This window comes from Lentzea sp. NPDC051208 (assembly GCF_040682435.1).
Classification (GTDB): domain Bacteria; phylum Actinomycetota; class Actinomycetes; order Mycobacteriales; family Pseudonocardiaceae; genus Lentzea; species Lentzea kristufekii.
The window spans coordinates 29,343-53,970 of record NZ_JBFBAW010000002.1; the positions used below are offsets into that span (position 1 = coordinate 29,343).

General features: G+C 68.3%; 25 protein-coding genes. 15 read left to right on the forward strand and 10 right to left on the reverse strand.

The window, feature by feature from the left end; translation table 11 throughout:
* The first annotated feature begins 21 nt into the window (after window positions 1–21).
* Entirely contained in the window at window positions 22–909 is an 888-nt protein-coding gene (locus tag AB0M48_RS04480; RefSeq protein WP_363835939.1) for a LysR family transcriptional regulator, read from the forward strand.
* On the opposite strand, the gene AB0M48_RS04485 is transcribed toward AB0M48_RS04480, so the two are convergent.
* The gene (locus tag AB0M48_RS04485; RefSeq protein ID WP_363835940.1) at window positions 812–1,675 is read right to left on the reverse strand and encodes an EamA family transporter; all 864 of its coding nucleotides are present in this window, start codon (window positions 1,673–1,675) and stop codon (window positions 812–814) included. The two genes, AB0M48_RS04480 and AB0M48_RS04485, sit on opposite strands and share 98 nt — an antisense overlap.
* A gap of 93 nt (window positions 1,676–1,768) precedes the next feature.
* Between AB0M48_RS04485 and AB0M48_RS04490 the strand changes: the two genes are divergently transcribed.
* Window positions 1,769–2,677 carry an RluA family pseudouridine synthase gene (locus AB0M48_RS04490; protein WP_363835941.1) on the forward strand — a complete coding sequence of 303 codons (909 nt, stop codon included), beginning with the start codon at window positions 1,769–1,771 and terminating at the stop codon, window positions 2,675–2,677.
* On the opposite strand, the gene AB0M48_RS04495 is transcribed toward AB0M48_RS04490, so the two are convergent.
* Window positions 2,672–3,565 carry a phosphotransferase gene (locus AB0M48_RS04495; protein WP_363835942.1) on the reverse strand — a complete coding sequence of 298 codons (894 nt, stop codon included), beginning with the start codon at window positions 3,563–3,565 and terminating at the stop codon, window positions 2,672–2,674. The genes AB0M48_RS04490 and AB0M48_RS04495 overlap by 6 nt on opposite strands.
* Here AB0M48_RS04495 and AB0M48_RS04500 point away from each other — a divergent pair.
* On the forward strand, window positions 3,552–4,700 hold the full coding sequence (locus AB0M48_RS04500; RefSeq protein ID WP_363835943.1) for an acyltransferase: 1,149 nt from the start codon (window positions 3,552–3,554) through the stop codon (window positions 4,698–4,700). The two genes, AB0M48_RS04495 and AB0M48_RS04500, sit on opposite strands and share 14 nt — an antisense overlap.
* Here the strand turns inward: AB0M48_RS04500 and AB0M48_RS04505 are convergent.
* The gene (locus AB0M48_RS04505) at window positions 4,648–7,854 is read right to left on the reverse strand and encodes a GH92 family glycosyl hydrolase (protein ID WP_363836613.1); all 3,207 of its coding nucleotides are present in this window, start codon (window positions 7,852–7,854) and stop codon (window positions 4,648–4,650) included. The genes AB0M48_RS04500 and AB0M48_RS04505 overlap by 53 nt on opposite strands.
* 93 nt (window positions 7,855–7,947) lie before the next feature.
* Window positions 7,948–8,115: a hypothetical protein gene (locus tag AB0M48_RS04510; RefSeq protein WP_363835944.1), complete on the reverse strand. Its 168-nt coding sequence runs from the start codon at window positions 8,113–8,115 to the stop codon at window positions 7,948–7,950.
* A gap of 17 nt (window positions 8,116–8,132) precedes the next feature.
* On the opposite strand from AB0M48_RS04510, the gene AB0M48_RS04515 reads away from it, so the two are divergent.
* From AB0M48_RS04515 to AB0M48_RS04525, 3 genes are all read left to right on the forward strand, one after another.
* The gene (locus AB0M48_RS04515) at window positions 8,133–8,516 is read left to right on the forward strand and encodes a VOC family protein (RefSeq protein WP_363835945.1); all 384 of its coding nucleotides are present in this window, start codon (window positions 8,133–8,135) and stop codon (window positions 8,514–8,516) included.
* Between the two features lie 242 nt (window positions 8,517–8,758).
* Window positions 8,759–9,832 carry a glycoside hydrolase family 19 protein gene (locus AB0M48_RS04520; protein ID WP_363836615.1) on the forward strand — a complete coding sequence of 358 codons (1,074 nt, stop codon included), beginning with the start codon at window positions 8,759–8,761 and terminating at the stop codon, window positions 9,830–9,832.
* Between the two features lie 53 nt (window positions 9,833–9,885).
* Window positions 9,886–10,374 (forward strand): DinB family protein, encoded by a 489-nt coding sequence (locus tag AB0M48_RS04525; protein WP_363835946.1) that lies wholly within the window; start codon window positions 9,886–9,888, stop codon window positions 10,372–10,374.
* A 3-nt stretch (window positions 10,375–10,377) separates the two neighbouring features.
* On the opposite strand, the gene AB0M48_RS04530 is transcribed toward AB0M48_RS04525, so the two are convergent.
* Window positions 10,378–10,623: a mycoredoxin gene (locus AB0M48_RS04530; protein WP_030472806.1), complete on the reverse strand. Its 246-nt coding sequence runs from the start codon at window positions 10,621–10,623 to the stop codon at window positions 10,378–10,380.
* Between the two features lie 326 nt (window positions 10,624–10,949).
* On the opposite strand from AB0M48_RS04530, the gene AB0M48_RS04535 reads away from it, so the two are divergent.
* Window positions 10,950–11,573, forward strand: coding sequence for a DUF4360 domain-containing protein (locus AB0M48_RS04535; RefSeq protein WP_363835947.1), 624 nt, complete (start codon window positions 10,950–10,952; stop codon window positions 11,571–11,573).
* Window positions 11,574–11,632: 59 nt separating this feature from the next.
* Window positions 11,633–12,274: a DUF4360 domain-containing protein gene (locus tag AB0M48_RS04540; RefSeq protein ID WP_363835949.1), complete on the forward strand. Its 642-nt coding sequence runs from the start codon at window positions 11,633–11,635 to the stop codon at window positions 12,272–12,274.
* Between the two features lie 195 nt (window positions 12,275–12,469).
* On the opposite strand, the gene ilvA is transcribed toward AB0M48_RS04540, so the two are convergent.
* Window positions 12,470–13,705: a threonine ammonia-lyase IlvA gene (gene ilvA / locus AB0M48_RS04545; RefSeq protein WP_319982873.1), complete on the reverse strand. Its 1,236-nt coding sequence runs from the start codon at window positions 13,703–13,705 to the stop codon at window positions 12,470–12,472.
* A gap of 86 nt (window positions 13,706–13,791) precedes the next feature.
* Between ilvA and AB0M48_RS04550 the strand changes: the two genes are divergently transcribed.
* Together AB0M48_RS04550 and AB0M48_RS04555 are read left to right on the forward strand one after the other, a co-directional pair.
* On the forward strand, window positions 13,792–14,631 hold the full coding sequence (locus AB0M48_RS04550; RefSeq protein WP_363835950.1) for a lytic polysaccharide monooxygenase: 840 nt from the start codon (window positions 13,792–13,794) through the stop codon (window positions 14,629–14,631).
* Between the two features lie 84 nt (window positions 14,632–14,715).
* Entirely contained in the window at window positions 14,716–15,957 is a 1,242-nt protein-coding gene (locus tag AB0M48_RS04555) for a ThuA domain-containing protein (protein ID WP_363835951.1), read from the forward strand.
* Window position 15,958: 1 nt separating this feature from the next.
* On the opposite strand, the gene AB0M48_RS04560 is transcribed toward AB0M48_RS04555, so the two are convergent.
* The gene (locus AB0M48_RS04560) at window positions 15,959–16,345 is read right to left on the reverse strand and encodes a hypothetical protein (RefSeq protein ID WP_363835952.1); all 387 of its coding nucleotides are present in this window, start codon (window positions 16,343–16,345) and stop codon (window positions 15,959–15,961) included.
* 143 nt (window positions 16,346–16,488) lie between these two features.
* Between AB0M48_RS04560 and AB0M48_RS04565 the strand changes: the two genes are divergently transcribed.
* The 5 genes from AB0M48_RS04565 (at window position 16,489) to AB0M48_RS04585 (ending at window position 20,392) form a co-directional block, all read left to right on the forward strand.
* Window positions 16,489–16,926 (forward strand): helix-turn-helix domain-containing protein, encoded by a 438-nt coding sequence (locus tag AB0M48_RS04565; protein WP_258950518.1) that lies wholly within the window; start codon window positions 16,489–16,491, stop codon window positions 16,924–16,926.
* Window positions 16,927–16,929: 3 nt separating this feature from the next.
* Complete coding sequence (locus AB0M48_RS04570) at window positions 16,930–17,442, forward strand: hypothetical protein (RefSeq protein ID WP_363835953.1); 513 nt, start codon at window positions 16,930–16,932, stop codon at window positions 17,440–17,442.
* Complete coding sequence (locus AB0M48_RS04575) at window positions 17,443–18,552, forward strand: MAB_1171c family putative transporter (RefSeq protein WP_363835954.1); 1,110 nt, start codon at window positions 17,443–17,445, stop codon at window positions 18,550–18,552.
* Window positions 18,553–18,728: 176 nt separating this feature from the next.
* Entirely contained in the window at window positions 18,729–19,796 is a 1,068-nt protein-coding gene (locus AB0M48_RS04580; RefSeq protein ID WP_363835956.1) for an ATP-dependent DNA ligase, read from the forward strand.
* A complete protein-coding gene (locus tag AB0M48_RS04585; RefSeq protein ID WP_363835957.1) occupies window positions 19,793–20,392 on the forward strand; it encodes a YigZ family protein in 600 nt (199 codons plus the stop codon). Before AB0M48_RS04580 ends, AB0M48_RS04585 begins: the two co-directional genes overlap by 4 nt.
* 86 nt (window positions 20,393–20,478) lie before the next feature.
* Here AB0M48_RS04585 and AB0M48_RS04590 read toward each other — a convergent pair whose 3' ends face one another.
* From AB0M48_RS04590 to AB0M48_RS04600, 3 genes are all read right to left on the reverse strand, one after another.
* Window positions 20,479–23,082 (reverse strand): exo 1,3/1,4-beta-D-glucan glucohydrolase, encoded by a 2,604-nt coding sequence (locus AB0M48_RS04590; RefSeq protein ID WP_363835958.1) that lies wholly within the window; start codon window positions 23,080–23,082, stop codon window positions 20,479–20,481.
* Window positions 23,083–23,190: 108 nt separating this feature from the next.
* Window positions 23,191–23,760 (reverse strand): hypothetical protein, encoded by a 570-nt coding sequence (locus AB0M48_RS04595; RefSeq protein WP_363835959.1) that lies wholly within the window; start codon window positions 23,758–23,760, stop codon window positions 23,191–23,193.
* A 41-nt stretch (window positions 23,761–23,801) separates the two neighbouring features.
* Window positions 23,802–24,461, reverse strand: coding sequence for a YdcF family protein (locus AB0M48_RS04600; RefSeq protein ID WP_363835960.1), 660 nt, complete (start codon window positions 24,459–24,461; stop codon window positions 23,802–23,804).
* Window positions 24,462–24,628: the final 167 nt, after the last annotated feature.

A 24,628-nucleotide genomic window follows, 5' to 3' on the forward strand; every position in this document is an offset into this window, starting at 1 on the left:
AGCGTAGCCGATAATGATCGGATGTTCGACCTCCATCGTCTGCGACTGCTGCGGGAGCTCTCCCAGCGGGGAACGCTCGCCGCCGTCGCGCAGGCGCTGAACTACAGCCCGTCGTCGGTGTCGCAGCAGCTCTCGCTGCTGGAGACCGAGGTCGGGGTGCCCCTGCTCGAACCGGTCGGGCGGCGGGTGAAGCTCACCCCGCAGGCCGAAATTCTGGTGCGGCACACCGAAGAGGTGCTCGCCCGCCTGGACCAGGCCGAGTCGGAGGTCGCCGCGTCGCTGCACGAGATCACCGGCACGCTGCGGGTCGCGACGTTCCAGACGGCGGCGCTGGCGTTGATCCCGGCGACGCTCGCCCGCATGAGGGACGAACATCCGTCGCTGCGCATCGAGTTCCAGGTGCTCGATCCGGCGGAAGCGCTTTCCGCGTTGCACGCCAGGGACTTCGACCTCGTGTTCGTGGAGGAGTGGCCGGACCAGCCGGAGGCGAGGCTCCCCGGCCTGGAGTACCGGGAACTGGTCCGGGATCCGATCCGGCTGGCCGTCCCCCGTGGACTGCCGGTCTCCGAGATCGGCACGCATCCGTGGATCATGGAGCCCGCCGGTTTCCCGCAGCGGACGTTCAACGTGAACTGGTGCCGCCACCAGGGTTACGAACCGGACGTGCGCTCCTCCTCCACCGACGTGCTGGTGAAGCTGCGGTTCGTGGAACGGGGTCTCGCGGTCGCGTTGCTGCCCGACCTCATCTGGTACGACCGGGAGATCACCGTCGACCTGCACGACCTGCCGGTGCCGATGTCCCGGCTGCTGTTCACTGCGGCACGGGCAGGACGAGGTCAGCATCCCGCTGTGCGGGCGTTCCGCGAGGCGCTGGCGTTGTCCGTAGCGCCGCTCCGACCCCGGCCGTGATCACCAGTGCCATGCCGCACAACGAGATCACGCTCAGGTGCTGGCCGAGCAGCACCGCCCCGGCGAGCGCCGCCGCGGCGGGTTCCAGCGCGAGCACCACTCCGAACGTGCCGGGTTCCAGCGTCCTGAGCGCCTTGATCTCCAGCGCGTACGGGATCGCGGACGCCATCAGCGCCACCAGTGTGCCCAGCAGCAGGATCTTCGGGTCGAACAACGTGGCGCCGGCCGCCGACAGCCCGTACGGCAGGGTGAGCGCGGCCGCGATCAGGCTGGCTCCCGCGACGCCGCCGATGCCGAGCCCCGCGGTCGCGACCTTGCGTCCCGCCAGCACGTAGCAGGCCCAGAACGCGGCCGCGAACAACGCGAGCGCCACGCCGATGAGGTCGAGCTTCGCGCCGGTGTACTCGCGCACGCCCAGCACGACGATGCCCACGAGCGCCAGCCCGACCCACACGAAGTCCCTGGGCCGCCTGCCGAGGATCGCCGCGAGCCCGAGCGGCCCGAGGAACTCGATCGTCACGGCCACGCCGAGCGGGATCCGGTCGAGCGCGAGGTAGAACGTGCCGTTCATGCCGGCCAGCGTCAGCCCGAGCACGATCGTCTCCTGGCGGATCTTCGGCCGGGCGACCACGGCCAGCATCAGCGCCGAGATGCCCAGGCGCAGCGCCGTGGCGCCCGGCGCGCCGATCTGCCCGAAGAGCTGGCTCGCGAACGCCGCGCCGAACTGCAGTGAGATGACCGAGCCGAGCACCAGGAAGACCGCCATGCGTTCAGTCTCGGTTCCTCAGTCCATTCAGTACAGCGAACGTTTCCGAGGTATATCGTTCGGTTTTTCCAAACATTTAGACTGGCCGGTGCGATGAGACGCAAACCCTCCTCCCCTCTTCCCCAGCGCCACGGCCTGGACGCGGCCCGGCTGAGGCTGCCCTCCGAGGGCACCTGGCCCTCGTTGCGCGACCACCTCGTGGAACGCCTGCCGCGGGTGGCCGCCGAGCGCGTCGACGAGATGCTGGCCGAGGAACGGATCTGGGGTGTCGCCGGTCCGCTGGGAATCGACGCGCCGTTCGTGCCGGACTCCTACATCTGGTTCCACCGCGACCTGCCCGTGGAGGTGCCCGTCCCGTTCGAGGTGGGCGTGGTCTACCAGGACGACGACATCGTGGTCGCCGACAAGCCGCACTTCCTCGCGACGATCCCGCGCGGCGCGCACATCATGCAGACCGCGCTCGTGAAGCTCCGCGACTCGCTGGGCCTGCCGGACCTCTCCCCCGCGCACCGGCTGGACCGCGTCACGGCCGGTCTGGTGCTGTTCGTGGTGCGCCGGGAGCTGCGCGGCAAGTACCAGACGATGTTCCGCGACCGGCTGGTGCGCAAGGAGTACGAGGCGATCGCTCCGTACGACCCCGCGCTGGAACTCCCCCGCGTGGTGCGCTCCCGGATCATCAAGGAACGCGGCATCATCACCGCCTTCGAGGTCGACGGCGAGCCCAACGCCGAGACGCACGTGTCCCTCGTGGAGCATCGCGGCGCGCTGGGCCGCTACCACCTGAAGCCGTTGACCGGCCGCACCCACCAGCTGCGGCTGCACATGTCCGGGCTCGGCGTGCCGATCGTGAACGACGACTTCTACCCGGTGCTGCGGGACCGTCCGCTCGACGACTTCTCCTCGCCGTTGCAGCTGCTCGCCCACACGCTGTCCTTCGTGGACCCGATCTCGGGCGTGGACCGGTCGTTCACCTCGGGCTTGAAGCTGTCCGCCTGGTCATGACACGTGGGTGCGGCGGGTCTCGATCGGCTGCGGTTCCCAGACCTGGCCCATCCGGTCGAGCAACCGTGCGGCGAGCGCGCTCATCTCCGGATGGGTCTCGGTGAACGTCGCCACGACCCGCGCCCGGAACATCAGGCGGCCGCGTGCGGTCGTGCTGTACCAGAACCAGTCCTCGTCGACGACTCTGGCGAGGTGGTCGGTGCCGTCCCGCTCGGCCCGCTGCACCAGTGCGTCACCGTTCACGAACCACCGCACGCACGCGTCCTCGAGTCCGGCCGTGAAGCCGCGTTCCTCGAAGTAGGCCTGCTCGGCGGCCTCCCGCAGCTCCCTGGGCGTCTCGCTGACGGTCGCGCAGGTCGGGAAGCCGATGCGGAGGTAGACGACCTCGGTCAGCCCGTCACCCAGTGCCGCGCCTTCGAAGTCGACGAACCTCGCGCCCTGCGGTGAGTACATGTCGTTGCCGGGACACGGGTCACCGTGCACCAGGTCGAACTTCCCGGAGTCCTCGAACACCAGCTCGTCCTCGGCGCCCCCGATCTCCACCTCCAGCGCCCGCACGAACCGCAGGAACGGGACGGGGTCCGGGACCACCTGACGGGGCAGCAGCCCGGCGTGCTCCGGTCCGGTGGCCATGTGCAGACGGGCGAGGCCGCGAGCGTAGGCGATCACCCAGTCCTCCCCGAACGGGTCGGAGCGCAGCCGTTCGAGCACCACGGTCCGCTTCTCGTGGTCGACGTCGAGGACACGCGGCACCACGCCGGTGTGCTCGGCGAGCCGGAGCGCGGTGACCTCGCGCTCGAACGCCGCCTGGTCGCCGACCACCTGCTTGATGATCCGGTCGCCGTCAGCCCAGACGCGGGACCGCTGACCGCTCTTGAGTCGCTCCACAGCTCAACTATTCCACAGCCGCGGAGAATTCTGTAACAATGGCGTTTACGAGCACGAGTCCACGATCGTGGAGAACCAGGAAACGAGACTGGAACGATTACCATCGCTGACCGGCATGCGATTCGTCGCCGCGTTCATCGTGTTCGGGTTCCACATCAACGCCGCCGGTCTCTGGCCGTATCTGGACGTGCCGTTCCGTCAAGGTGCGACCGGAGTGAGTTTCTTCTTCATCCTGTCCGGATTCGTGCTCACCTGGTCCGCCAGGCCGGGCGCCCGGCCGACGACCGTCTGGCGGCGCCGGGCGGCGAAGATCTTCCCCAACCACGTGGCGACCTGGCTCGTCGTGCTGATCGCGGCCGCCGCGGTTAGCCCCGCGACAGCGCTCGCGAACCTGTCGCTGATCCAGGCGTGGTTTCCGAGCGAGAGCGTCTACTTCAGCCTGAACACGCCCGCCTGGTCATTGTCCTGCGAAATGGCTTTCTACCTTGCTTTTCCGTTGCTCATCAAGTGGCAGATGCGCAGACCGTGGTTGATCGCATCGGCAACAACGATCGCGATCATGAGCGTTCCGGCAATTGCACTAACCATGCCAGGCCCGATCGAATACTGGTTGGTGTTCGTCTTCCCGCCGGTGCGCGCACTGGAGTTCATCTTGGGGATGGCAATGGCCCGAGTGGTCCAGCAGGGCAAGTGGATCGGGATCGGGCTCTGGCCCGCGACGGCGTTGTTCGTCCTCGCCTACGTCGGCTCGTGGCACCTGCCGGCGTCGTTCCCGTACGTCGCGGGCACCGTCGTCCCGCTGGCGCTGCTGATCCCGGCCGCGGCGGTCGCCGACCTCACCGGGCAGTGGTCGCCGTGGCGCTCGAAGTGGATGGTGTGGCTGGGGACCGTGTCGTTCGCGTTCTACCTGGTCCACCAGATCGTCATCCGGGTGAGCGAGAAGCTCCTCGACGTGCACGCGTTCCCGCTGGCCGCGGCGCTCGGGATGTTCGTGGTGTCGATGCTCGGGGCGTGGCTGCTGTACCGGCTGGTCGAGGTGCCCGCGGAACGGCTCGTCAAAGGGGCACCTCGACCAGCACCGGTCACGCCAGCGTCAGCGCGTACAGCTCCACCCGCGGATCGTCGGGCAGCGTGACCGACCGGACCGTCTTCGCGGCGTCGAGCCGCAGCGACTGACCGAACAGCCGGACCGGCGGCCCGTCGACGCCCTGGCCCGCCTTGATCCGGTGCGGCATCTCCAGCACCGCCGAGCCGCCGCCGGCCCAGTCCGCCACCGACGCCGCGACCTCGGCCGAGGTGCCGTCGGTGTACCAGACGGTGAAGGCGGCGGACACCGGACCGTTGTGCGACGCGCCCACGACGTGCAGCCACGAGAACTGGCCGGTGGGCAGCAGGAGCCCCTGTCCGCGTGCCTCCACGAAGTTCGGCGCCGTGCCGGTGGGGTCAGGCGCCTGGTAGGTGATGCCGCCCCACGTCACGGGCCCGGCCGGCGGCAGCAGCGCGGCGTCGTAACTCCAGCCGCCACCGTCGAAGTTGCCCGAAGCCGAGTCGGCGACCGTGGCGGTGCCGTCGTGGTTCAGCTCGGGCGTCACGTCGATCGAACACGACGAGAACGCGCACACAGCGGCCGGTTTCACCTCGACGACGGCCTTCACCGTCACCGACTCGACCTGCACCGAGACCTCGTACGAGCCCGCGGCCACACCGGCGGGCACGGACAGCGTCAACGGCACCGTCTTCTGCGTCGGCAGGTGCCGCGACACGATCACGAACGGTTTGGCACCGCTCACCTTCCAGCCGTCCGGAGCGGTGACGACGGGCCGCACGGACGTCGCGCCGGGCGACTGGGCCAGCACGTCGAGCTGCAGCGTCAGCGACTGCGCGGAGTCCGACGTCGGCACCACGATCTCGGAGTTCCGCAACGACGCCGACAACGCACGGCGCGAGTCCGCGTTGCCGTCGTTCAGCGACGGCGGCTCGTCCCCGCGGCCGGTGCCCCACGACGAGGGCTTCGCCGACACCTCGTGGGTCAGGTTTCCGCCGCGCTGCAACGAGGTCCACGACAGCCACGTCTTGCGGACGTCACGACCGCCGAACGACACGCTCTTGATGTACCGGTTGGTGTCGGACACGCCTCGCGCCGAGACGTTCAACGTCCCGCCCTGTGAGCCGTGCTGTCCGATTCGGACGGTCGCGGACTCGAACTGCGGTGACGACAGCGCCAGGAAGTCCGCGCCGTTGAACGTCGGGTAGAGGCCCAGCGACGAGAAGACGTACCAGGCCGACATCGTGCCCAGGTCGTCGTTGCCGGTCATGCCGTCCGGACCGGTCGTGAACAGCGTCATCGCCGCCCGCACGACCGTCGCGGTCTTCGACGGCGTGCCCGACCACAGGTACATGTAGGGCGCGAGCAGGTCCGGTTCGTTGTTCGGGTTGTAGGTCGGCTTGCCGTAGTAGTCGTACGGCTCGGTGATCCAGTCGTGCCGCGCGGTGCCGGCCGGGTCGACGAGCAGCTTGTCGTAGGCGAAGAACGAGTCGAGCCGCTTCTCCGTCTCACGACGGCCGCCCATCAGCGACACGAGTCCGGCGGGATCCTGCGGCACGAGCCACTGGTACTGGTAGGCACCGCCCTCGTGGAACTGGTGCGACGCGTCGACCGGGTTGTACGGCGTCAGCCACGTGCCGGCGGTGGTGCGCGGCCGGAACTGGCCGATCGAGGAGTCCCACAGGTTGCGGTACCACTGGCCTCGGTCCGCGAACATGCGGGCGTCGGCCTTCTTGCCCAGTCCCTTGGCCATCAGCGCCAGTGACGCGTCCGCCGCCGAGTACTCCAGGGTCGCGGACGCCGGGTGCACGCAGTCGTTGTCGCCGCCCTTGTGCGCGCAGTCCTTGCCCAGCTCCAGGCCGGACGGGATGTACCCGCGCTCGGAGTAGTAGGTGACACCGGAGCGTCCGTTGTAGGGCGACTCCGCGGGAGGCAGCGAGGTGGCGTTGGCGCGCAACAGGTTGTAGGTCTCCTCCTCGTATCCCTTCAGCAAGCCCTTCGACCAGGCCTCGACGAGGAACGGCGTCACCGGGTCGCCGGTCATGATGTTGGTCTCGGACGACGCCAACGCCCAGCGCGGCAACCACCCGCCGTCGCGCCCGCTGGCCACGACGGACAGTGCGACGTCACGGGCGACCTTCGGTTCCAGGATCTGCAGCAACTGGTTCTGCGGCCGGTACGTGTCCCACAACGAGAAGTTCTGGTACGGCGTGTAACCCGACGCCGTGCGCACCTTCCCGTCGAAGCCCATGTACCTGCCGTCGACGTCGCCGGCGAGGTTCGGGTGCAGCACCGAGTGGTAGAGCGCGGTGTAGAACGCGACCTGCCGGTCCCGCGGCCCGCCGGACACCCGCACGGCGTCCAGCTGCTTCTTCCACACGTCCTTGGCGGCCGCCACCGTGGCGTCGAAGTCGTGGGAGGGGGCCTCCGCCGCGAGGTTCTTCCGCGCGCCCTCGATGCCGGTGTACGACAGGCCGAGCTTCAGCACGACGTCACGGTCGGCGGTCGCGTCGAACGTGACCCAGGCGCCGTTCCCGCCGGTCCCGGCGGCATCCCGGACGCCCGGCGTGGGAACACTTCCGCGCCACGCGCCGAAGGAGGCGAACGGGCGGTCGAACGTGGCCGTGAAGTACACGGTGTGCTCGTCCTTGCCCGCGCAGAACCGGCCGTTGCGCACCCGGCCCTCGATGGTCCTGTCACCGACGACGTGGATCTCCGAGTCCAGCACCGTCTGGTTCGACCGTCCGGTGTTGAACAGGACGTTCGCCGCGCCGAACGACGGGAACGTGTAGCGCTGCCAGCCGGTCCGCTGCGTGGCCGTGAGCTCGGCGTTCACGCCGTAGCGCGGCAGCCCGACGCGGTAGTAGCCGGGCTGCGCGGCTTCGTCCGAATGGCTGAAGTCCGACTTGTAGGCGTTGATGTCAACGTTGTCAACGGACCCGACCGTCGGCATCACCGGCAGCTCGCCCATGACGCCGCAGCCCACGCCCGACAGGTGCGTCTGCGAGAAGCCGTAGATGGAGGTGGCCTTGTAGTCGTACCCGCCCTGACCTCCCGTGTCAGGGCTGACCTGCACCATTCCGAACGGCACCGAGGCGCCGGGGAAGGTGTTGCCGAAGTTCTGCGTACCCACGAAGGGGTTCACCAACGACGAAGGGTCCTCGTCGACCTGTGCCGCGTGCGCGGGGACCGCCAGACCCAGTAACAGCCCCGCTACAACCAGTGTCCGCATGGAAGGCAGTATTGCCCGATCGTCGCCGCCCCGTCACCCACCGAGGTTCGGCGATGCGCGTTTCGGCCGCGGTGTTGCTTGTTCTTGTCTCGTTTTGTCCAGGAACTAGCAGCGCTTGCTGGAGAACGCGGTGAAGTCGTCGTCCTGCTGGACGCTGATCATCCCGTAGGCGGCGGTGCACTTGGACGGGGTGGCGGCCGGCTTGCCCCACAGTTCGACGGGGGCGAACTGGTTGCTGTTGCCACCCCATTCCCGCTGACAACCCGCTGACACGCGAGTAAGCAGTACCCATGCCCGTACAGCTCAACCACACCATCGTCCACGCCAGCGACCAGAACCACTCCGCGCGCTTCCTCACCGAACTGCTCGGCCTGCCCGACCCGGTGCGCTACGGCCCGTTCCTCGTCGTCGAGGTCGCCAACGGCGTCTCGCTCGACTACATCACCGCACAGGGCCCGATCACCGAGCAGCACTACGCGTTCCTCGTGACCGAGGAGGAGTTCGACCAGATCTTCGGCCGCATCCAGGAACGCGGCCTCGACTACTGGGCCGACCCGTTCCACTCCCAGCCCCGGCAGATCAACCGCAACGACGGCGGGCGCGGCGTCTACTGGAACGACCCGGACGGGCACGCGCTGGAGATCATCACCCGCCCGTACGGCTCCGGCTCCTGACGAACCGGTTCGCGTACCTCAAAGGGCATGGACCGACTCTTGTGCGCGGCCTACCCCGCCTGCCACCGTGAGAGCGGTAACACGCAGCGGCCCTCGATCATCCGTGTCGCAACGGGATCGAACCTGTACTGCTGGTGACGAAAAAGGTCTAGACCCTTGACTGGTCTGGACCACCGGTGCCAACCTCAGCTTTGTTCACACACCTGATCCTCCGGGCGCAAAGACTCCAGGAGTGAGTGACCTTGCTGAGAAAACGAATTCTGGCGTCTCTCGCGGCGGTGACGATGGCGGCGACCATGGCCGTCATCGCGCCGACCGCGTCAGCACAGGCGGAAGTGTCCGCGCAGGCCTGCTCGTTCACGAACTGGGCAGCGGGCACGTGGTACACGGCCGGCTCGATCGTGAAGTACACCAACGGTCAGTACTACGTGGCCGAGCACGACAACCCCGGCTACGACCCGATCATCTCCACTTGGTACTGGGAGCCGACGAGTTGTGACGGCGGTGGAGGTGGTGGCGGCGGCACCTGCACCAGTGCCACGGACTGGGTCGCGGGCCGGCAGTACTACACCGGCAACATCGTGCGGTACAACGGTTCGTACTACATCGCCGAGCACGACAACCCCGGTTACGACCCGACGGTGTCGACCTGGTTCTGGGAACCGCACAGCTGCGACGGTGGCGGCGGCGGTGGTGGCGGTGGCGACTTCCTCATCACCGAGGCCCAGTTCAACCAGATGTTCCCCAACCGCAACAGCTTCTACACCTTCCAGGGCTTCGTCGACGCGACGCGCACGGTCGCCGGCTTCGCCACGACCGGCAGCGACACGGTGAAGAAGCAGGAAGTCGCGGCGTTCCTCGCGAACGCGTCACACGAGACCGGTGGCCTCGTCTACATCGAAGAGATCAACAAGAACAACGACCTCTGCGATGAGAGCCAGTGGTACGGCTGCCCCGCCGGCACCTACGCCTACTACGGCCGCGGTCCGATCCAGTTGTCGTGGAACTTCAACTACAAGGCCGCCGGCGACTACCTGGGACTCGACCTGCTCGGGAACCCGTGGCAGGTGGCGCAGAACTCCACGACCGCGTGGAGGACGGCGATCTGGTACTGGATGACCCAGCGCGGTCCCGGCACCATGACGCCGCACGACGCGATGGTCAACAGCGCCGGTTTCGGCCAGACCATCCGCAGCATCAACGGTTCGCTGGAGTGCGATGGCCGCAATCCGGCGCAGGTCCAGAGCCGCGTCTCGAAGTACCAGCAGATCACCGGAATCATCGGCGTGACCCCTGGCGGCAACCTGTACTGCTAGTGGCCCGCCTCACTAGGACTCGAGCGGTCCTAGTTCGGTCATAGCTTCACTGCATGACCATGGAGCTCAACGATCTGCTGCACGAACTGAACGACCAGCGCAGGACCTTCCGCGTCACCATGCGGGGTCTCACCGCCGCCGAAGCGGTGAAGCGCACGACGGTCAGCGAGCTCACGCTGGGTGGGTTGCTCAAGCACCTCACCTGGTGTGAGCGCGGCTGGACCCACATCCTGACCGAGCAGCCCCTGCCCCCACCGGGAATGCTGGACTTCGACCAGTACACCTGGACGGGCGACGACTTCGGCGAACTGCTCGCGTCGTACGACGAGACGGTGCGCGCGACCGATGAGGCCGTGCGCACCGCCTCGCTCGACAAGCTGGTGCCGCTGCCGTCCGCGCCCTGGGACCAGGACCCGCAGCCCATGTCGATCCGGCGGATCGTGCTGCACCTGATCCGGGAGACCGCGCAGCACGCGGGCCACGCGGACATCCTCCGCGAGACGCTCGACGGTCAGTCGACCACGGCGTCCCTGTACGAGTAGCCCTCAAGCCGCGAGCTGTTCCTTGACCTGGGCCAGCGACGGGTTGGTGAGCGCGGAGCCGTTCGGGAAGTGGACGGTGGGCACCGTGCGGTTGCCGCCGTTCACGCTCATCACGAAGTCGGCCGCGCCGGGCGTCTCCTCGATGTTGATCTCGACGTACTCGATGCCTTCACGGTCGAGCGAACTCTTCAGGATCCGGCAGTAGCCGCACCACGAGGTCGAGTAGACGGTCAGCTGGTCGGGAGCCATCAGGCGCACTCCTCATCGGTTCGGACGAAGTCGTCAGTGTCAACGCTGGACGAGGGGCGTTTCTTCCCGGGCCGGGGAGAGGCGCCCCTCACTCGTCCGGAGCAGCCCCCGGCGATCGTCAGACAATCGTCAGGTCAATTCGGCACACCGTGGGTGAGCATGGTTCGCGCACGGCCGAAGATTTCGTCCGTGCAATTGGACCTGCATTCATCAATGCGTTACCGCCGAATTCAGTCACCCATTCGGCGGCCCGTCACCACGCAGAGTTTCCGATATCGTCTGAATTCCGCCGCCGCTACCCGCAGTTATGTTCAGAAAGGCTGGCCATGCTGAAAACGGTGGCGGCTGCTGCCCTCGCGCTGTCCGCGGTCCTGACCGCGCCGGCCGCCCACGCAGCATCCGATGTTCCTGATTTCGTGACGATCGACGTCGTGACCGTGAACGGTTCCGGCTGTCCCGCCGGCACCGCGGCCGTCGCGGCCGCGGACGACCGCACGGCGTTCACGGTGACGTACAGCCATTACCTCGCCCAGGCCGGTCAGGGCTCAGGCCCCACCGACTTCCGCAAGAACTGCCAGCTCAACATCAGAGTGAGCTACCCGCAGGGCTTCACGTTCGGCATCGCCCAGGCGGACTACCGCGGATTCGCCAACCTGCAGCAGGGCGCCACGGGTACGGAGAAGGGGAACTACTACTTCCAGGGCATGTCGCAGAGCGCGAGCCGCACCCACACGTTCACCGGCCCGAAGAGCGACAACTGGCAGGCCACCGACCGCGCGACGGTCTCGGAAATCATCTACGCGCCCTGCGGAGAAGTCCGGCACCTGAACATCAACACCGAACTGCGCGTGAACGCGGGGACCGCGTCCAAGGCGAACAGCTTCATGACGATGGATTCCACGGACAGCAGCGTGAGCACGAAGTACCAGTTCTCCTGGAAGCGCTGCTGATCCAGGCACCGATTGCCGCCGCCCGTTCATTTCCTTGGACCCAGACGGAAAGGTGCCCCATGCTCAACACACTGGCCGCGGCCGTGTTCGCGATGTCGACCATCATCGTCCCGCCCGGCGGGGCTCCCGGTGACACCCCGCCTCCGGACCACATCACCATCGACGTCGTGACCATCAACGGCTCCGGCTGCCGGGCGGGAACCGCGGCCGTGGCCGTCAGCCCGGACAACAAGGCGTTCACCGTCACCTACAGCGAGTTCATGGCGCAGGTCGGGCCCCAGGCCCTGCCCACCGACTTCCGCAAGAACTGCCAGCTGAACCTGCGCGTCAACGTGCCGTCCGGCTTCACCTACGGCATCGCGTCCACCGACTACCGCGGCTTCGCGCACCTCGAACGCGGCGCCACGGCCCTGGAGAAGGCCAACTACTACTTCCAGGGCATGTCGCAGACCGAGTACAAGCAGCACAACTACAAGGGCCCGTTCAGCGACGACTGGCAGGCGACGGACACCACCGACGTGGCCGCCATCGTCTACCACCCGTGCGGTGAGAAGCGGAACTTCAACATCAACACGGAGCTGCGCGTCATGGCGGGCACGTCCGACAAGAAGCTCACCAGCTTCATCGCGATGGACTCGACCGACGGATCGATCGAGACGACCTACCACTTCGCGTGGAAGGTCTGTCCGCCCAAGCCGTAGCACCCGCCAGGTGCCGGGCATTCCGCGAACGGGGTGCCCGGCACGCCCCTTTCCTGCGTCACGAACGCGCCGCGCACGGCGACACACCGGCGTGAGCGACGCGCGGATCAGCCTCTCCGCGACGACGAGCGGACCAGGCAGCGGCTCAAGGATCTCGTCCCCGAACTACTGGCGAATCCCAACCGCTGACACAGCTCAGATCAGGAAGCGGTACGCCGTGGACCCCGGCTCCACGTGCTGGATCTTGAGCGGTGACTCCTTCATCCGCCCCCACAGCAGGTCGTAGTCCTCGCGGCGCCCCAGCTCGATGCACACCAGCGCGGCCCCGGTCTCCCGGTTGTCCCGCTTCATGTACTCGAACTGCACGATGTCGTCGTCCTTGCCGAGCACGTCGTCGAGGAACCGCCGCAGCGCACCGGGCTCCTGCGGGAACTCGACCAGGAACCAGTGCTTCAGGCCGCGGTGGATCATCGAACGCTCGACGATCTCGGCGTAGCGCGACACGTCGTTGTTGCCGCCGGACAGCAGGCACACGACCGTCGAGTCCGGCGCGACGGAGATCTCCTCCAGCAGCGCGGCCGAGGCCAGGGCGCCCGCGGGCTCGGCGATGATGCCGTCGATCTGGTACAGCTCCAGCATCTCCGTGCAGACCGCGCCCTCGGACACCGTGAGCAGCTCCGCGCCGCTGTCGCGCACCATCGGGAACGTCACGTCGCCGGCGCGGCGGACCGCGGCGCCGTCGACGAACGAGTCGACCTCGGGCAGCGTCACCGGGCCGCCCGCCTGAATGGCGGCGATCATGCTCGCGGCACCGGCCGGCTCGACGCCGATGATGCGGGTGCGCGGGAAGCGCTCCTTGAACCACGTGCCGACGCCGGAGAGCAGGCCGCCGCCGCCGATGGGCACCACGACCACGTCGGGGGCGCCGCCGAGCTGCTGGACGATCTCCAGGCCGACGGTGCCCTGGCCCGCGACCGTGCGGGGGTCGTCGAAGGCCGGGACCAGGGTCGCGCCCGTGCTCTGCGCGTACTCCTTGGCCAGCGCGGCCGCGTCGTCGTAGGTGTCGCCGTCCACGACCAGCTGCACCATGCCCTGGCCGAGGGCGTGGATGCGGTCGCGCTTCTGGCGCGGGGTGGTCCGCGGCACGTGCACGCGGCCCTCGATGCCCAGCCGGCGGCAGGCGTACGCCATGCCCTGCCCGTGGTTGCCGGCCGACGCGCAGACCGCGCCGCCGAACGCGAACTCGGTCTGGCACAGCAGGTTGAACGCGCCGCGCAGCTTGTACGAGCGGCCCACCTGGAGGTCCTCGCGTTTGAACCACACGCGCGCGCCGGTCCTCTCGGACAACCGCTGGTTGACCTCCAGCGGCGTCGTACGTGCGACACCACCGAGCCGGGCTGCGGCCGCGGACACCTCATCAGCGAAGGACATGTCAATACATCTTCCGTGAACGACTTGGGTCTGGCACGCGTACCCCTAGAAGGACAGGGGAGGTGCCTGTGTTTCGCCTTTTGGGCGTGCTATCGCTGCTCATGATGCTCTCTGTGGTTCCCGCGCACGCCCATGGCGCGCCCACCGACCCCGCGAGCAGGGCTTTCCTGTGTTCGCCAGGTCAACCCACAGCATCATCCCCGCCCTGCCGCAGCGCCATCGCGGCGGGGCTGCCGTCCACGGAGTGGGACAACATCCGGCTCCCGAACGTGCGCGGCCAGGACGCGCAGAAGGTTCCGGACGGCAGGCTGTGCAGCGCCGGGCTCGCGAAGTACGGCGGGCTGGACCTGCCGTCCGCCGCCTGGCCGGCGACGAAGCTGAAGAGCACGGACTTCACGTACAAGGCGACGATCCCGCACCAGGGCTCGTTCCGGTTCTACGTGACACGCGACGGCTACTCGCCGGCCCAGCCGTTGCGGTGGGCGGACCTCGACCAGTTCCTGAACGTGCCCTCTCCCCCGCTCGTCAACGGCTCGTACGAGTTCAAGGTGCAGCTGCCGAAGAACCGCACCGGACGACACCTGATCTACACGGTCTGGCAGAACACGGACACGCCCGACACCTACTACTCGTGCACGGACGTGGAGATCGCGGCACCCGCGAAGCCCGTCACGCCGGCGGCCCAGCCCGCACCCGTCGCAGCGCCGCCGGTGAAGACGGCGCCTCCGGCCCAGACCAGTTCCGCGGCGCCGTCGGCCAAGCCGTCCGCGCCGGCGTCGAGCATCCCGCGGCCTGTTCCCGTTGCGTCGAGTGCCGAACAACCTCCTTCCAGCGCAACGAGGTTCGGCATGTCGGCGGTGGTGGCCGCTCTGGGCGGGCTCGCCGTGCTCGGCGGGTTCCTGTTGTGGCGCAGAAGAATTCTGTGAACGTCCCGGTCCCCAACAGGTCTAGACCTTCCCTACGATGATCTTCGGGCGCGCAACCCCTGCTAGTCGAAGGTGTGTACCCGAATGGCACGAAAACTGTTGGCGTTGCTGGCATTGCTCGCCGCCACCCTCGTCCCGGTCTCCGTCTCGGCGACGAGCCCGGCACAGGCGGCACCGTTCAAGGTCCTCGCGTTCTACAACGGCACCTGGGACGCGGCGCACATCGCGTTCGTCAACGAGGCGAACCCCTGGCTCACCCGCGCGGGCCAGGAGAACGGCTTCACCTACGAGTCGACCCGTGACTGGAACCGGCTCAACACCCTCACCCCGGCCCAGGCGCAGGTCGTGATCTTCCTCGACGACGCGCCCACCGGGGCCGCGGCACGCACGGGCTTCCAGCGCTACGTCGAGGCCGGCGGAGGGTTCTTCGGCTTCCACGTCAGCGCGTTCACCCAGAACGCCGCCGAGTGGCCGTGGTACCACAACACGTTCCTGGCCAAGGGCAACTTCGTCAGCAACACGTGGGGCCCGACCACCGCGGTGCTGAAGGTCGAGACCCGCACGCACCCCTCGACCCTGCGCCTGCCGGAGAGGTTCACGTCGGCGGTCAGCGAGTGGTACAGCTGGGACCGCGACCTGCGGCAGAACCCGGACATCCAGGTCCTGGCGAGCGTCGACCCGTCGAGCTTCCCGCTCGGCACCGACCCGAACCAGCAGTGGCGCAGCGGTTACTACCCGATCATGTGGACCAACGAGAACTACAAGATGATTTACGCGAACTTCGGCCACAACGCCATGGACTACGCGGCGAACCGGCCGCTGTCGTCCACGTTCGCCAGCCCCACCCAGAACGACTTCCTCATCGACAGCCTGCTGTGGCTGGGCGGTGGCGGCACCCCGCCGCCCCAGGGCGAGTGGAAGACGATCGTCAACCGCGGCAACGGCAAGTGCGTCGACGCCGCCGCCGCGGGGGTGAACAACGGCACCGTCATCCAGCAGTACACCTGCAACGGCACCGCGGCGCAGAACTTCCGCGCGGTGGCGACGACCGACGGCTACTCCCGCGTCGAGTACCGCAACGACCCGGCGAAGGTGCTGGACGTGAGCAACGTGTCCACCGCCGACAACGCCGGCATCCACCTCTGGACCTACGGGGGCGGCACCAACCAGCAGTGGCGGGTGACCACGGGCGCGGACGGCTACTCGACGATCACGGCCCGGCACTCGAACAAGTGCCTGTCGGCGCCGGCCAGTTCCGCCGACGGCGTCCAGCTGGTGCAGGCGACCTGCACCGGGTCGGCGGCGCAGAGCTTCAGGATCGGTTAGTTCAGGACCGTGAGCGGTTCTGGTCGTCGAGGCGGCCGGGACCGCTCACGACCACCCGCTTCCCCGGCATCGGGTCGGCCGGACGCGCCGCCCCGAGGAACCCGTACATGTCGTTGAGCTGGTGCAGCGCCTGCATCGCGTCCCGCCACACCGGGCACGGCCACGCGCGGTGCCGCCCGTACCAGGCGCGGCACGACTTGCACCGATGCCGCTCGTTCGGCTCGTGCATCCGCAGCAGCCCGCGCCACCACGGCAGGGCGTCACGAAGCTGCTCGCGCAGTTCGAAGACCTCGTTGGGCGAGTCGGTCCGTGCGAGCTGGTCCATGGTCTTGTAGACGACGTCGATCACCGAGCGGTGAAACGACCCCTGTCGTTCAGCAAGCGCCATCTCCCAGATCCTCCGAAGTTGAGGCAGGCACGGGCTGGAGTCTATGTTGGCCATTGGAGGGCTTTCAACTGGTGAAAATCCACTCACCCAGATAGCCCTTTCCATGAGTGGAGACGCTCACTGCGCGCAACGGGGAGGCGGCAATGGCGGGGGAACGGTCCCTGGCTGACAAGCTCAACCACCTCTTCGCCCGGCACACCGCCCGGTCCGGCCAGGAGTACAGCAACGAGCAGGTCGCCGCGGCCATCGCCGAGACCGGCGTGACCATCTCCCAGAGCTACATCTGGCAGCTGCGCAAGGCCAAGAAGGACAACCCGACGTTCAAGCACCTGCAGGCACTGGCAGGCTTCTTCGGTGTGCCCGTGAGCTACTTCTTCGACGACGAGGTCACCGACCGGGTCGACGAGCAGCTCAAGTCGTTGCAGGACGAGCAGAGCAGGCTCAACGAGATCGCTTCGGGCAGCGACGCGCAGCTCATGGCGATGCGCGCGGGGGAACTGTCCCCGGACCGCCGGCGTCTCGTCATGGAACTGCTCGACGTGGTCTACCGACAGGAACAGGCCGAGCGCGGCGAAGGATGACATGTGGCCGAACGAGATTTGCGCAAGCGGTGCCGCCGCCTGCTGAACGAGCTGGACATCCAGCCACCGCTCGACGTGGAGGAGCTCTGCCGGCGCGTCGGTGACCAGCGCGGCAAGCCGATCCGGCTGATCGCGCACCCGATCCCGGTGCCCGGCCCGTACGGGGTGTGGATCTCCACCTCCAAGGCCGACTACATCCTGTACCAGCAGGAGACGTCGAAGGCGCACCAGAACCACATCATCCTGCACGAACTCGGCCACCTGCTGGCCGGTCACACGAGCGACGAGCAGGACGACGACCTGCTCGCGGGCCTCTACCCCGACCTCGAACCGGACGCGGTGCGGCGGGCGTTGCGGCGCACCTCCTACGACTCCGACCACGAGCGCGAGGCCGAGACGGTGGCGACGATCATCCTGGAGTGGGCGTCGGTGCTGGACAAGGTGGCGCCACGCGCGTCGGAGGGCCCCGCGCGCCGCATGTCGAAGTCGCTCGCGGACCGTCTGGGGTGGTTGTAGGTGGAGTACCTCAAGGAGACCCAGGGCATCGTCGCGTTCTCCGCGCTCGCCGTGGTGCTCTACCTGCTGGCGCGCAGGCCTTCCGACCCGCGGCTGCGCAGCGTCACCGGCCTGGTGGCGGGCTGGGCGATCGGGTACCCCTTCGGACGCGCGGCGGCCGGCGGGCGGTGGTTCCTCGGGCTCGACCCGATGGTCTGCCAGCTGATCCAGCACTCGATGCTGCAGATCGGCGTGTACGGCCTGATCTGCTTCTTCATCTTCTCCGCGCTCGACGACGCCCCCGCGCGGCGGCAGGCGCTGCTCCAGCTCGCTCCGCTCGTGCTGTGCGTCAGCGCCATGACGTGGGCGGTGCTCGCGATCCCGGACGACCTGCGGGTGGCGGCGGCGCGCGTGCCGAACTCGCTGGGCGGCGGCCCGACCGGCGTCCTCGCCATCACGGTGTTCTACGCGCTGGGCAACGGCTATCTGCTCTACGGCTTCGCGACGATGTTCGTGTGGGCGCGGCGGTACGCCCGCGGCGCCGAGCCCCGGTTGCGCCGCGGCCTGCTGATCACCTCGACCGGACTCGCGCTGCTGGTCCCCGCCGACGCGATCTTCGTGTCGTCCAACGTCTCCCGCTACTTCGGCGAGCCGCTCCCCCGCTGGCTGCTGACCGCCGCCGTGTGGTTCCTGCTGCCCGGCGTGCTCCTGTCCGTCGTCGGCGTGATCTACCCGATCGCCGCGATGCGGTTCGCGGCGACGAGACTGTGGCTGCGGCACCTGCGCGCGTACCACCGGCTTGCTCCACTGTGGACGTTGCTGCACCAGTCGTTCCCCGAGGACGCCCTGCACCGCGTGCCGTCGAAGCGTGATGCGTTCTCGCTGAGGGGCGTGCACCGGCGGTACTACCGGCGGGTGATCGAGTGCCGGGACGGGCTGGTGCGGATCAGCCCGTACGTCGCGGAGACGCCCGCCGAGCTGCCGTTGTCCGAACGGCTGCGGGCGGGGCTGGAGACCCGCCGGTCGGGGGCCGTGACGATGCGGCGGCCCATCGCGCTCGCGATCCCCGAAGACGACGGCATGGACGCTGACGTGCGCGAACTCGAAAAGCTCGCGGTGGCGTTGCGCTGAGCTAGGCCGTGTCGGGTGAATCCGTCCGCGATAGCCGCGCCTGAGGGGTTTTGTGACGGCACCGCCGCAACTCCCGAATACGCCCGGTATGAGGGAGCAGCGGCGGCACCGTCACAAAACCGCTCAGACGTGACTCTCATCGAACGGATTCACCCGACACGGCCTATGGTCCCTCTGTGGACCTGCCCGTCATGCCGCCGGTGAAGCCGATGCTCGCGAAGTCAGTCCCTTCGCTGCCACGCGGCGAGGGACTCGCGTACGAGCCCAAGTGGGACGGCTTCCGCTGCATCGTGTTCCGCGACGGCGACGAGGTCGAGCTGGGGTCGCGCAACGACAAGCCGCTGACCAGGTACTTCCCCGAGGTCGTCGAGCTGCTGAAGCAGGCGCTGCCGCCGCGGTGCGTGGTGGACGGCGAGATCATCCTGGTCACGCCCGCCGGGCTGAGCTTCGACACGCTCCAGTTGCGACTGCACCCGGCGGCTTCACGCGTCCGCAAGCTGTCCGTCGAGACGCCGGCGAGCTTCGTCGCGTTCGACCTGCTGGCCTGCGGTGACGACGACGTCACCGGGCTCTCGCTGGCCGAGCGGCGCAAGATGCTGGAGGAGGTCGTCACCGAGGTCCCCGGCGTCTACCTGACACCGTCCACAGCGGACCCGGAGGTCGCGCAGGACTGGTTCACCCGGTTCGAGGGCGCGGGCTTCGACGGCGTGATGGTCAAAGCGCTGGACGGCGTCTACGAGCCGGACAAGCGCGTGATGTTCAAGGTCAAGCATGAGCGGACGGCCGACTGCGTGGTCGCGGGCTACCGCCTGCACAAGGACGGCGAGACGGTGGGGTCGCTGGTGCTCGGGCTCTACCAGGACGGCGAACTGCACAACGTGGGCGTGGCCAGCAGTTTCACCGCGGCGCGGCGGCGGGAGCTGGTCGAGGAGCTGAAGCCGTTGCTGAACCCGGCCGAGCATCCGTGGAGCGCGTGGGCGACGTACGAGGGTCCTGGCATGAACAGCCGGTGGAACCCCGAGAAGCAGCTTCAGGTCGTGCTGCTCGAACCGACGCGCGTGGCCGAGGTGCGGTACGAGCACGTGCAGGGCAGACGGTTCCGGCACACGGCCCGTCTGGTGCGGTTCCGCGAAGACAAGACGCCTTTGGAGTGCACGTACGAGCAGCTGGAAGAGGTGCCGCCCGCCGAGCTGGAGGCCCTGTTCGGTGAGGCCGAGCAGCGCAGGCGGACAATCGAGCAGTGAAGGTGATCAGGCGGGACGGCACGCACGAGATCGAGATCCAGCGGTCGCGGTTCCTGTGCCACGTCGCCCGCGTCACCTCCGACCAGGAGGCTGCCGAGTTCTTCGCGCGGATCCGCAAGGAGCACTGGCAGGCCACGCACAACTGCACGGCCTTTCGCACCGCGGACACGCAACGCTCGTCCGACGACGGCGAACCCGCCGGTACGGCCGGTGTGCCGATGCTGGAGGTGCTGACGCGCCGGGACCTCGTGGACACCGCCGTCGTCGTCACCCGCTACTACGGCGGGATCAAGCTCGGTGCCGGTGGCCTGGTCCGGGCCTACGGACGGGCCGTCTCCGAGGCCGTTGACGCGTTGGGCACGCTCACCCGCGAACGGCACGAGAGCGTGCTTCTGGCCGTGGACCACGATCAGGCGGGGAAGCTGGAGAACGCGTTGCGCGCGGCCGGGTACCACGTCGCGGACACCGAATACGGTCATGACGTCACCTTCACCGTTCTGACGAAGGACCCGGACGACTTCGAGGTCTGGCTCGCCGCCCAGACCGGCGGTTCCGTGACCGCGATCAGGGGCGAGCCGGTGGACCTCGACAGCTAGAACTCTCCCGCCGGAGTCCACACAGGAACGCGCCCCCGCCAGGGTGTCGGCGGGGGCGCGCGGGTCTATCGCTTCACCTGCGAGCGTTACGTGCAGGGAAGGGCGTCCGGATCGGCGCCCGCCTTGGGCACCCACCGGATGTTCGCGAACGAGGCCTGGAACGCGCCGTCGGTGTAGACGAGGAACGGCGTGTTGATGTTCTCCAGGTCCAGTCCCTTGTCGGAGAAGCAGGAGACCGGGATCTTGACGGTCGACTTCTGCCCGACGGGGAGGTTGCGGAACGCCTGCGTGGCGTCGATCTCGGCCATGCACGGGTACACGCAGTGCGAGCTGATGACCGTGCGGTTGGCCGGGGCCTGGTGCACGATCACGTCGAACTGGAGTGCCGCGTTGGCGTTGCCGTAGCCGCGCAGGTCGCTGCCCGCCGGGCTCTGCAGGTACACCTGGCCGGGGCCGGTGCCGGTCCACGTCGTCTTGAGCGCGTCCTGCTGGACGTTGACGTCGGACTGCACGACGTTGATCTCGGCGTGCGAGGCCTGGCCGTCGGGGCCGACCACGGTGCCGCCCCAGTTCTCCGCCGAACCGATCATCGACTGGTACGGCGCGATGTCGGTGCGGTTGAAGATCTCCAGGTCCTCGGTGGCCGTGCCGCCGCCACCGCCGGAGCACAGGGCGCCGGGGCTGGTCTCGTCGAGCTTGCCGACGCGGCCGGTCTCCCAGTCGCGCAGGCCGTAGCCGAGCTTGAACAGCGGCGTCTTGGCGGGCTCGCCGGGCAGCGCCGGGCAGGCCTCGGCCGGCCACGAGTAGGACAGCTTGCCGCTGAACCCGTTGTGACGGCCCTTGATCAGCAGGTCGGCGATGCCGCCGCCCTCGGTGCCCGGCAGCCAGGCGGCCACGAACGCGTCGGAGCGGTTGAGCTCCTTGTTCATGTACAGCGCGCGGCCACCGACGTAGACGGTGATGACCGGCTTGCCCTTGCCGGAGACCTTGTCCAGCACGGCGATGTCCTGCGGGTGCAGGCGGGCGGCTTCGAACGACCGCTTGCCGAGGTCTCCGACGCCCTCCGCGTACGGGGTCTCACCGATGACGGCGATGACGGCGTCGAACTGCGCCGGGTCGACGCCGTCCGCGGTCTCGGCGAACGTGACGTTCGCGGCGCCCAGCGTGTCCTGGATGCCCTTGAGGATGCTGGTGGCGTTCGGGAAGTCGGCGTTGGTGTTGCCGGTGCCCTGCCAGGACAGCGTCCAGCCACCGGTCTGGTTGCCGATGTTGTCGGCGCTCTTGCCGACCACGAGAACCTTGCTGCGCTTGGACAACGGCAGCACGCGCTTCTCGTTCTTCAGCAGCACGGCGGACTCGCGCACGGCCTCGCGGGCGAGCTCCTTGTGCTGCAGCGCCTCCTGCTCACCCGCGTGCTCGCGCTGCGAGGGCTTGGGGGCGTCGAACGTGCCGGCGCGCAGCTTGACGCGCAGGATGCGGGTGACGGCGTCGTCGATGCGCGCCATCGGGATCTCACCGGACTCGACCTGGGCGATCGTGTTGGTGATGAACGCCTTCCAGTCGTTCGGCACCATGATGATGTCCATGCCGGCGTTGATCGCCTGCGGGCAGCTGGCGTTGGTGCAGCCGGTGACCTGGCCGATGCCGTTCCAGTCGGAGACGAGCAGGCCGTCGAAGCCCATCTTCTCCTTGAGGATGCCGGTCTGCACGTACTTGCTGCCGTGCACCTTGCCCTCGTTGATGACGTCGTTCGTCCAGCTGTTGAACGAGATCATCACCGTCTGGGCACCCGCGGCCAGCGCACCGTAGTAGCCCTGGCCGTGCAGGTTGATCATCTTCTGCTCGGTGGAGGGGTTGATCCCCTGGTCCTTGCCACCGGTCGTGCCGCCGTCACCGATGAAGTGCTTCGCGGTGGCGATCACGCCGTCCTCGCTGATGCGCTTCTTCGCGTTGTCCTGCAGGCCCTTGACGGCCTCGTAACCGTAGGCGCGCGTGATGCGCGGGTCCTCGGAGAAGCCCTCGTAGGTGCGGCCCCACCGGTCGTCCTCGACGACGGCGAGCGTGGGCGCGAACGCCCAGTCCTGGCCGGTGGCGCGGATCTGCTCGGCCGTGGCCGCGTTGATGTCGCGGATGAGGCACGGGTCCTGCGTCGCACCGAGACCGATGTTGTGCGGGAAGACCGTGGCGCCGTAGACGTTGTTGTTGCCGTGCACCGCGTCGATGCCCCAGATGAGGGGGATCTTGGTGCGCGACTGCTTCGAGGCGTCGAAGTAGGCGTCGGCGAGCGCGAGCCACTCCTGCGGCGTCGCGTTCTTCTTGGCCCCGGGCCAGCTACCGCCACCGTTGAGGACCGAGCCGAACCCGTAGGTCGTGACGTCCGCGGCCGTGATCGCGGCGATCTCGGGCTGCGTCATCTGGCCGACCTTCTCGGCCAGCGTCATGTCCTTGAGGATCGCCTTGATGCGCGCCTCGTCCTTGCGGTCGCCCTTGAGCTGGCTCTCGACCTTCGGCCAGTCCTTGAGCGTGGGCAGGGACCTCTCGATGCGGGCGCAGCCGTGCTCGGTCTTGGGCTGGCCGATGACCGGCTGCTTCGGCGGCCAGTGCTGTGCGTCCTGCGCGACCGCCGCCGATGTCGTGCCGGCGGCGAGCGTCAGCCCCAGCACTGCGGCGAGAGTGCTTCTCCAATGCATGCCGCCGATCCTCAACGGCGTGTTACGTCCACGTCAATGGGAACGCTCTCACGACTTTGTTCCGGAAAGTTTCAGGACGAAGTTCCCATACCGGTCCGAGGGGTTCGTTCAGACGACTCGGAGGCCCTGCCGGGGCGTGGTCCAGGGGATCCGTCCGGCCGCCGCGGGATCGGTGAAGGCCAGCACCGATTCGTCAAGCCGATGGAAGTCCAGCTCGTCCGTCCAGGTCTCGTACAGCTCGCCCGCCATGAGCAGGAGCGGCCGCCCACCGACCTCCAGGAGCACCTCGGCCAGCACGCCCTCGTCGGCGAAACAGGTCACCTGCTCGACCTCCCCGGCCGGAAGCTCGCTGAGCACTCTCCAGCGGGTGCCACCGCCGTGCTCGTCCCACATCCGCGAGTTCTGCAGCTTGGCCTCGAACTCCGGGTGCCGGTTGCGCCACAGCCCGCAGAGGGTCTCGTGGTCGTACGTGCAGACGCTGAACAGCCCACCGTCGTCGAGCACCGCCTGCAACCCCCACAGCTGCAGGCAGGGCACCTTCGGGTCGTGGAACTGGGGTCCGCTGCCCGCCACGTCCTCGCGCAGCGCCCACTCCACACCGACCCACGACTCGATGCGCCTGGCGCGCAGCTCCGCGAACTCACGCGCCCAGCCGGCCAGCCAGTTCTCCCCCGTCACCTCAGCAGTATGTGGCGAGGCACCGGCGGACCGCCGCTCGATTACGGACGCAGCATCCGGCTGTCGAACCCTGCGGCGACCAGCCGCTCGTAGGCGGCCAGCACACCCGCCGGCACGTTCTGTTCCACGGCGAAGCCCAGCTTCGGGTACACCACCACACGCTGCAGGTCCCCGACGAGCATGTCGATGACGAGCCTCTCATCGCCGATCGACCGCACGTAGTCACCGAACTTAAGCGGCTCCGAGGCGCACACGGCCTCGACCTCGGGCCAGGCTTTCCGGCACGTGGCGTAGGAGCGGCGCTCCATGTACGGCTTCGAGATGAGCAGCACCGAGCGAGGTGCGTGACCGTTCTGCGCCAGCAGCGCACGCGACAGCGTCACGTTCTGCCCGGTGTTGCCCGCGTTCGGCTCCACGAGGATCGCGCTGTCCGGCACACCGAGCGACAAGGCGTGCTCGCGGAAGTGCACCGCCTCGCCGCGCGGGAACCGGGCAGCCGTCGTCGGACTGTTGCCCCCGCTGAAGACGAGAAGCGGGAACAACCCGCGGTGGTACAGCTCGGCCGCGAAGGCGGCAACGCCGAGATCGTGACTGCCCAGGCCGATGGCGACATCGACCGGACGCCGCTCATGCCCCATCTGGTGGTAGTCCCAGATGGTCTCCGCGTCGCACCACTGCTCGTCGGTGATCGGCTGGCTCACGGGCGATGTGCTCCTAGTTCACGTGCTCGAAGGCACTGCACCTCGACACATGCGCGGACCGGCGCGGCCTGGATCGACCCGGCGTTCGCGGTCGTGCGACTCGCGGCGGAAGGTCACCAGCCCGCGCAGGCCGAGGAATGGGCTGCGCGGTTCGACGGGTTCGCGCG

Coding starts and splice junctions, on each gene's coding strand:
- AB0M48_RS04555 (WP_363835951.1), top strand. CDS start 14,716: ATGGCACGAAAACTGTTGGCGTTGCTGGCATTGCTCGCCGCCACCCTC.
- ilvA (WP_319982873.1), bottom strand. CDS start 13,705: ATGTCCTTCGCTGATGAGGTGTCCGCGGCCGCAGCCCGGCTCGGTGGT.
- AB0M48_RS04530 (WP_030472806.1), bottom strand. CDS start 10,623: ATGGCTCCCGACCAGCTGACCGTCTACTCGACCTCGTGGTGCGGCTAC.
- AB0M48_RS04535 (WP_363835947.1), top strand. CDS start 10,950: ATGCTGAAAACGGTGGCGGCTGCTGCCCTCGCGCTGTCCGCGGTCCTG.
- AB0M48_RS04590 (WP_363835958.1), bottom strand. CDS start 23,082: ATGCATTGGAGAAGCACTCTCGCCGCAGTGCTGGGGCTGACGCTCGCC.
- AB0M48_RS04515 (WP_363835945.1), top strand. CDS start 8,133: ATGCCCGTACAGCTCAACCACACCATCGTCCACGCCAGCGACCAGAAC.
- AB0M48_RS04485 (WP_363835940.1), bottom strand. CDS start 1,675: ATGGCGGTCTTCCTGGTGCTCGGCTCGGTCATCTCACTGCAGTTCGGC.
- AB0M48_RS04540 (WP_363835949.1), top strand. CDS start 11,633: ATGCTCAACACACTGGCCGCGGCCGTGTTCGCGATGTCGACCATCATC.
- AB0M48_RS04480 (WP_363835939.1), top strand. CDS start 22: ATGTTCGACCTCCATCGTCTGCGACTGCTGCGGGAGCTCTCCCAGCGG.
- AB0M48_RS04525 (WP_363835946.1), top strand. CDS start 9,886: ATGACCATGGAGCTCAACGATCTGCTGCACGAACTGAACGACCAGCGC.
- AB0M48_RS04490 (WP_363835941.1), top strand. CDS start 1,769: ATGAGACGCAAACCCTCCTCCCCTCTTCCCCAGCGCCACGGCCTGGAC.
- AB0M48_RS04565 (WP_258950518.1), top strand. CDS start 16,489: ATGGCGGGGGAACGGTCCCTGGCTGACAAGCTCAACCACCTCTTCGCC.
- AB0M48_RS04560 (WP_363835952.1), bottom strand. CDS start 16,345: ATGGCGCTTGCTGAACGACAGGGGTCGTTTCACCGCTCGGTGATCGAC.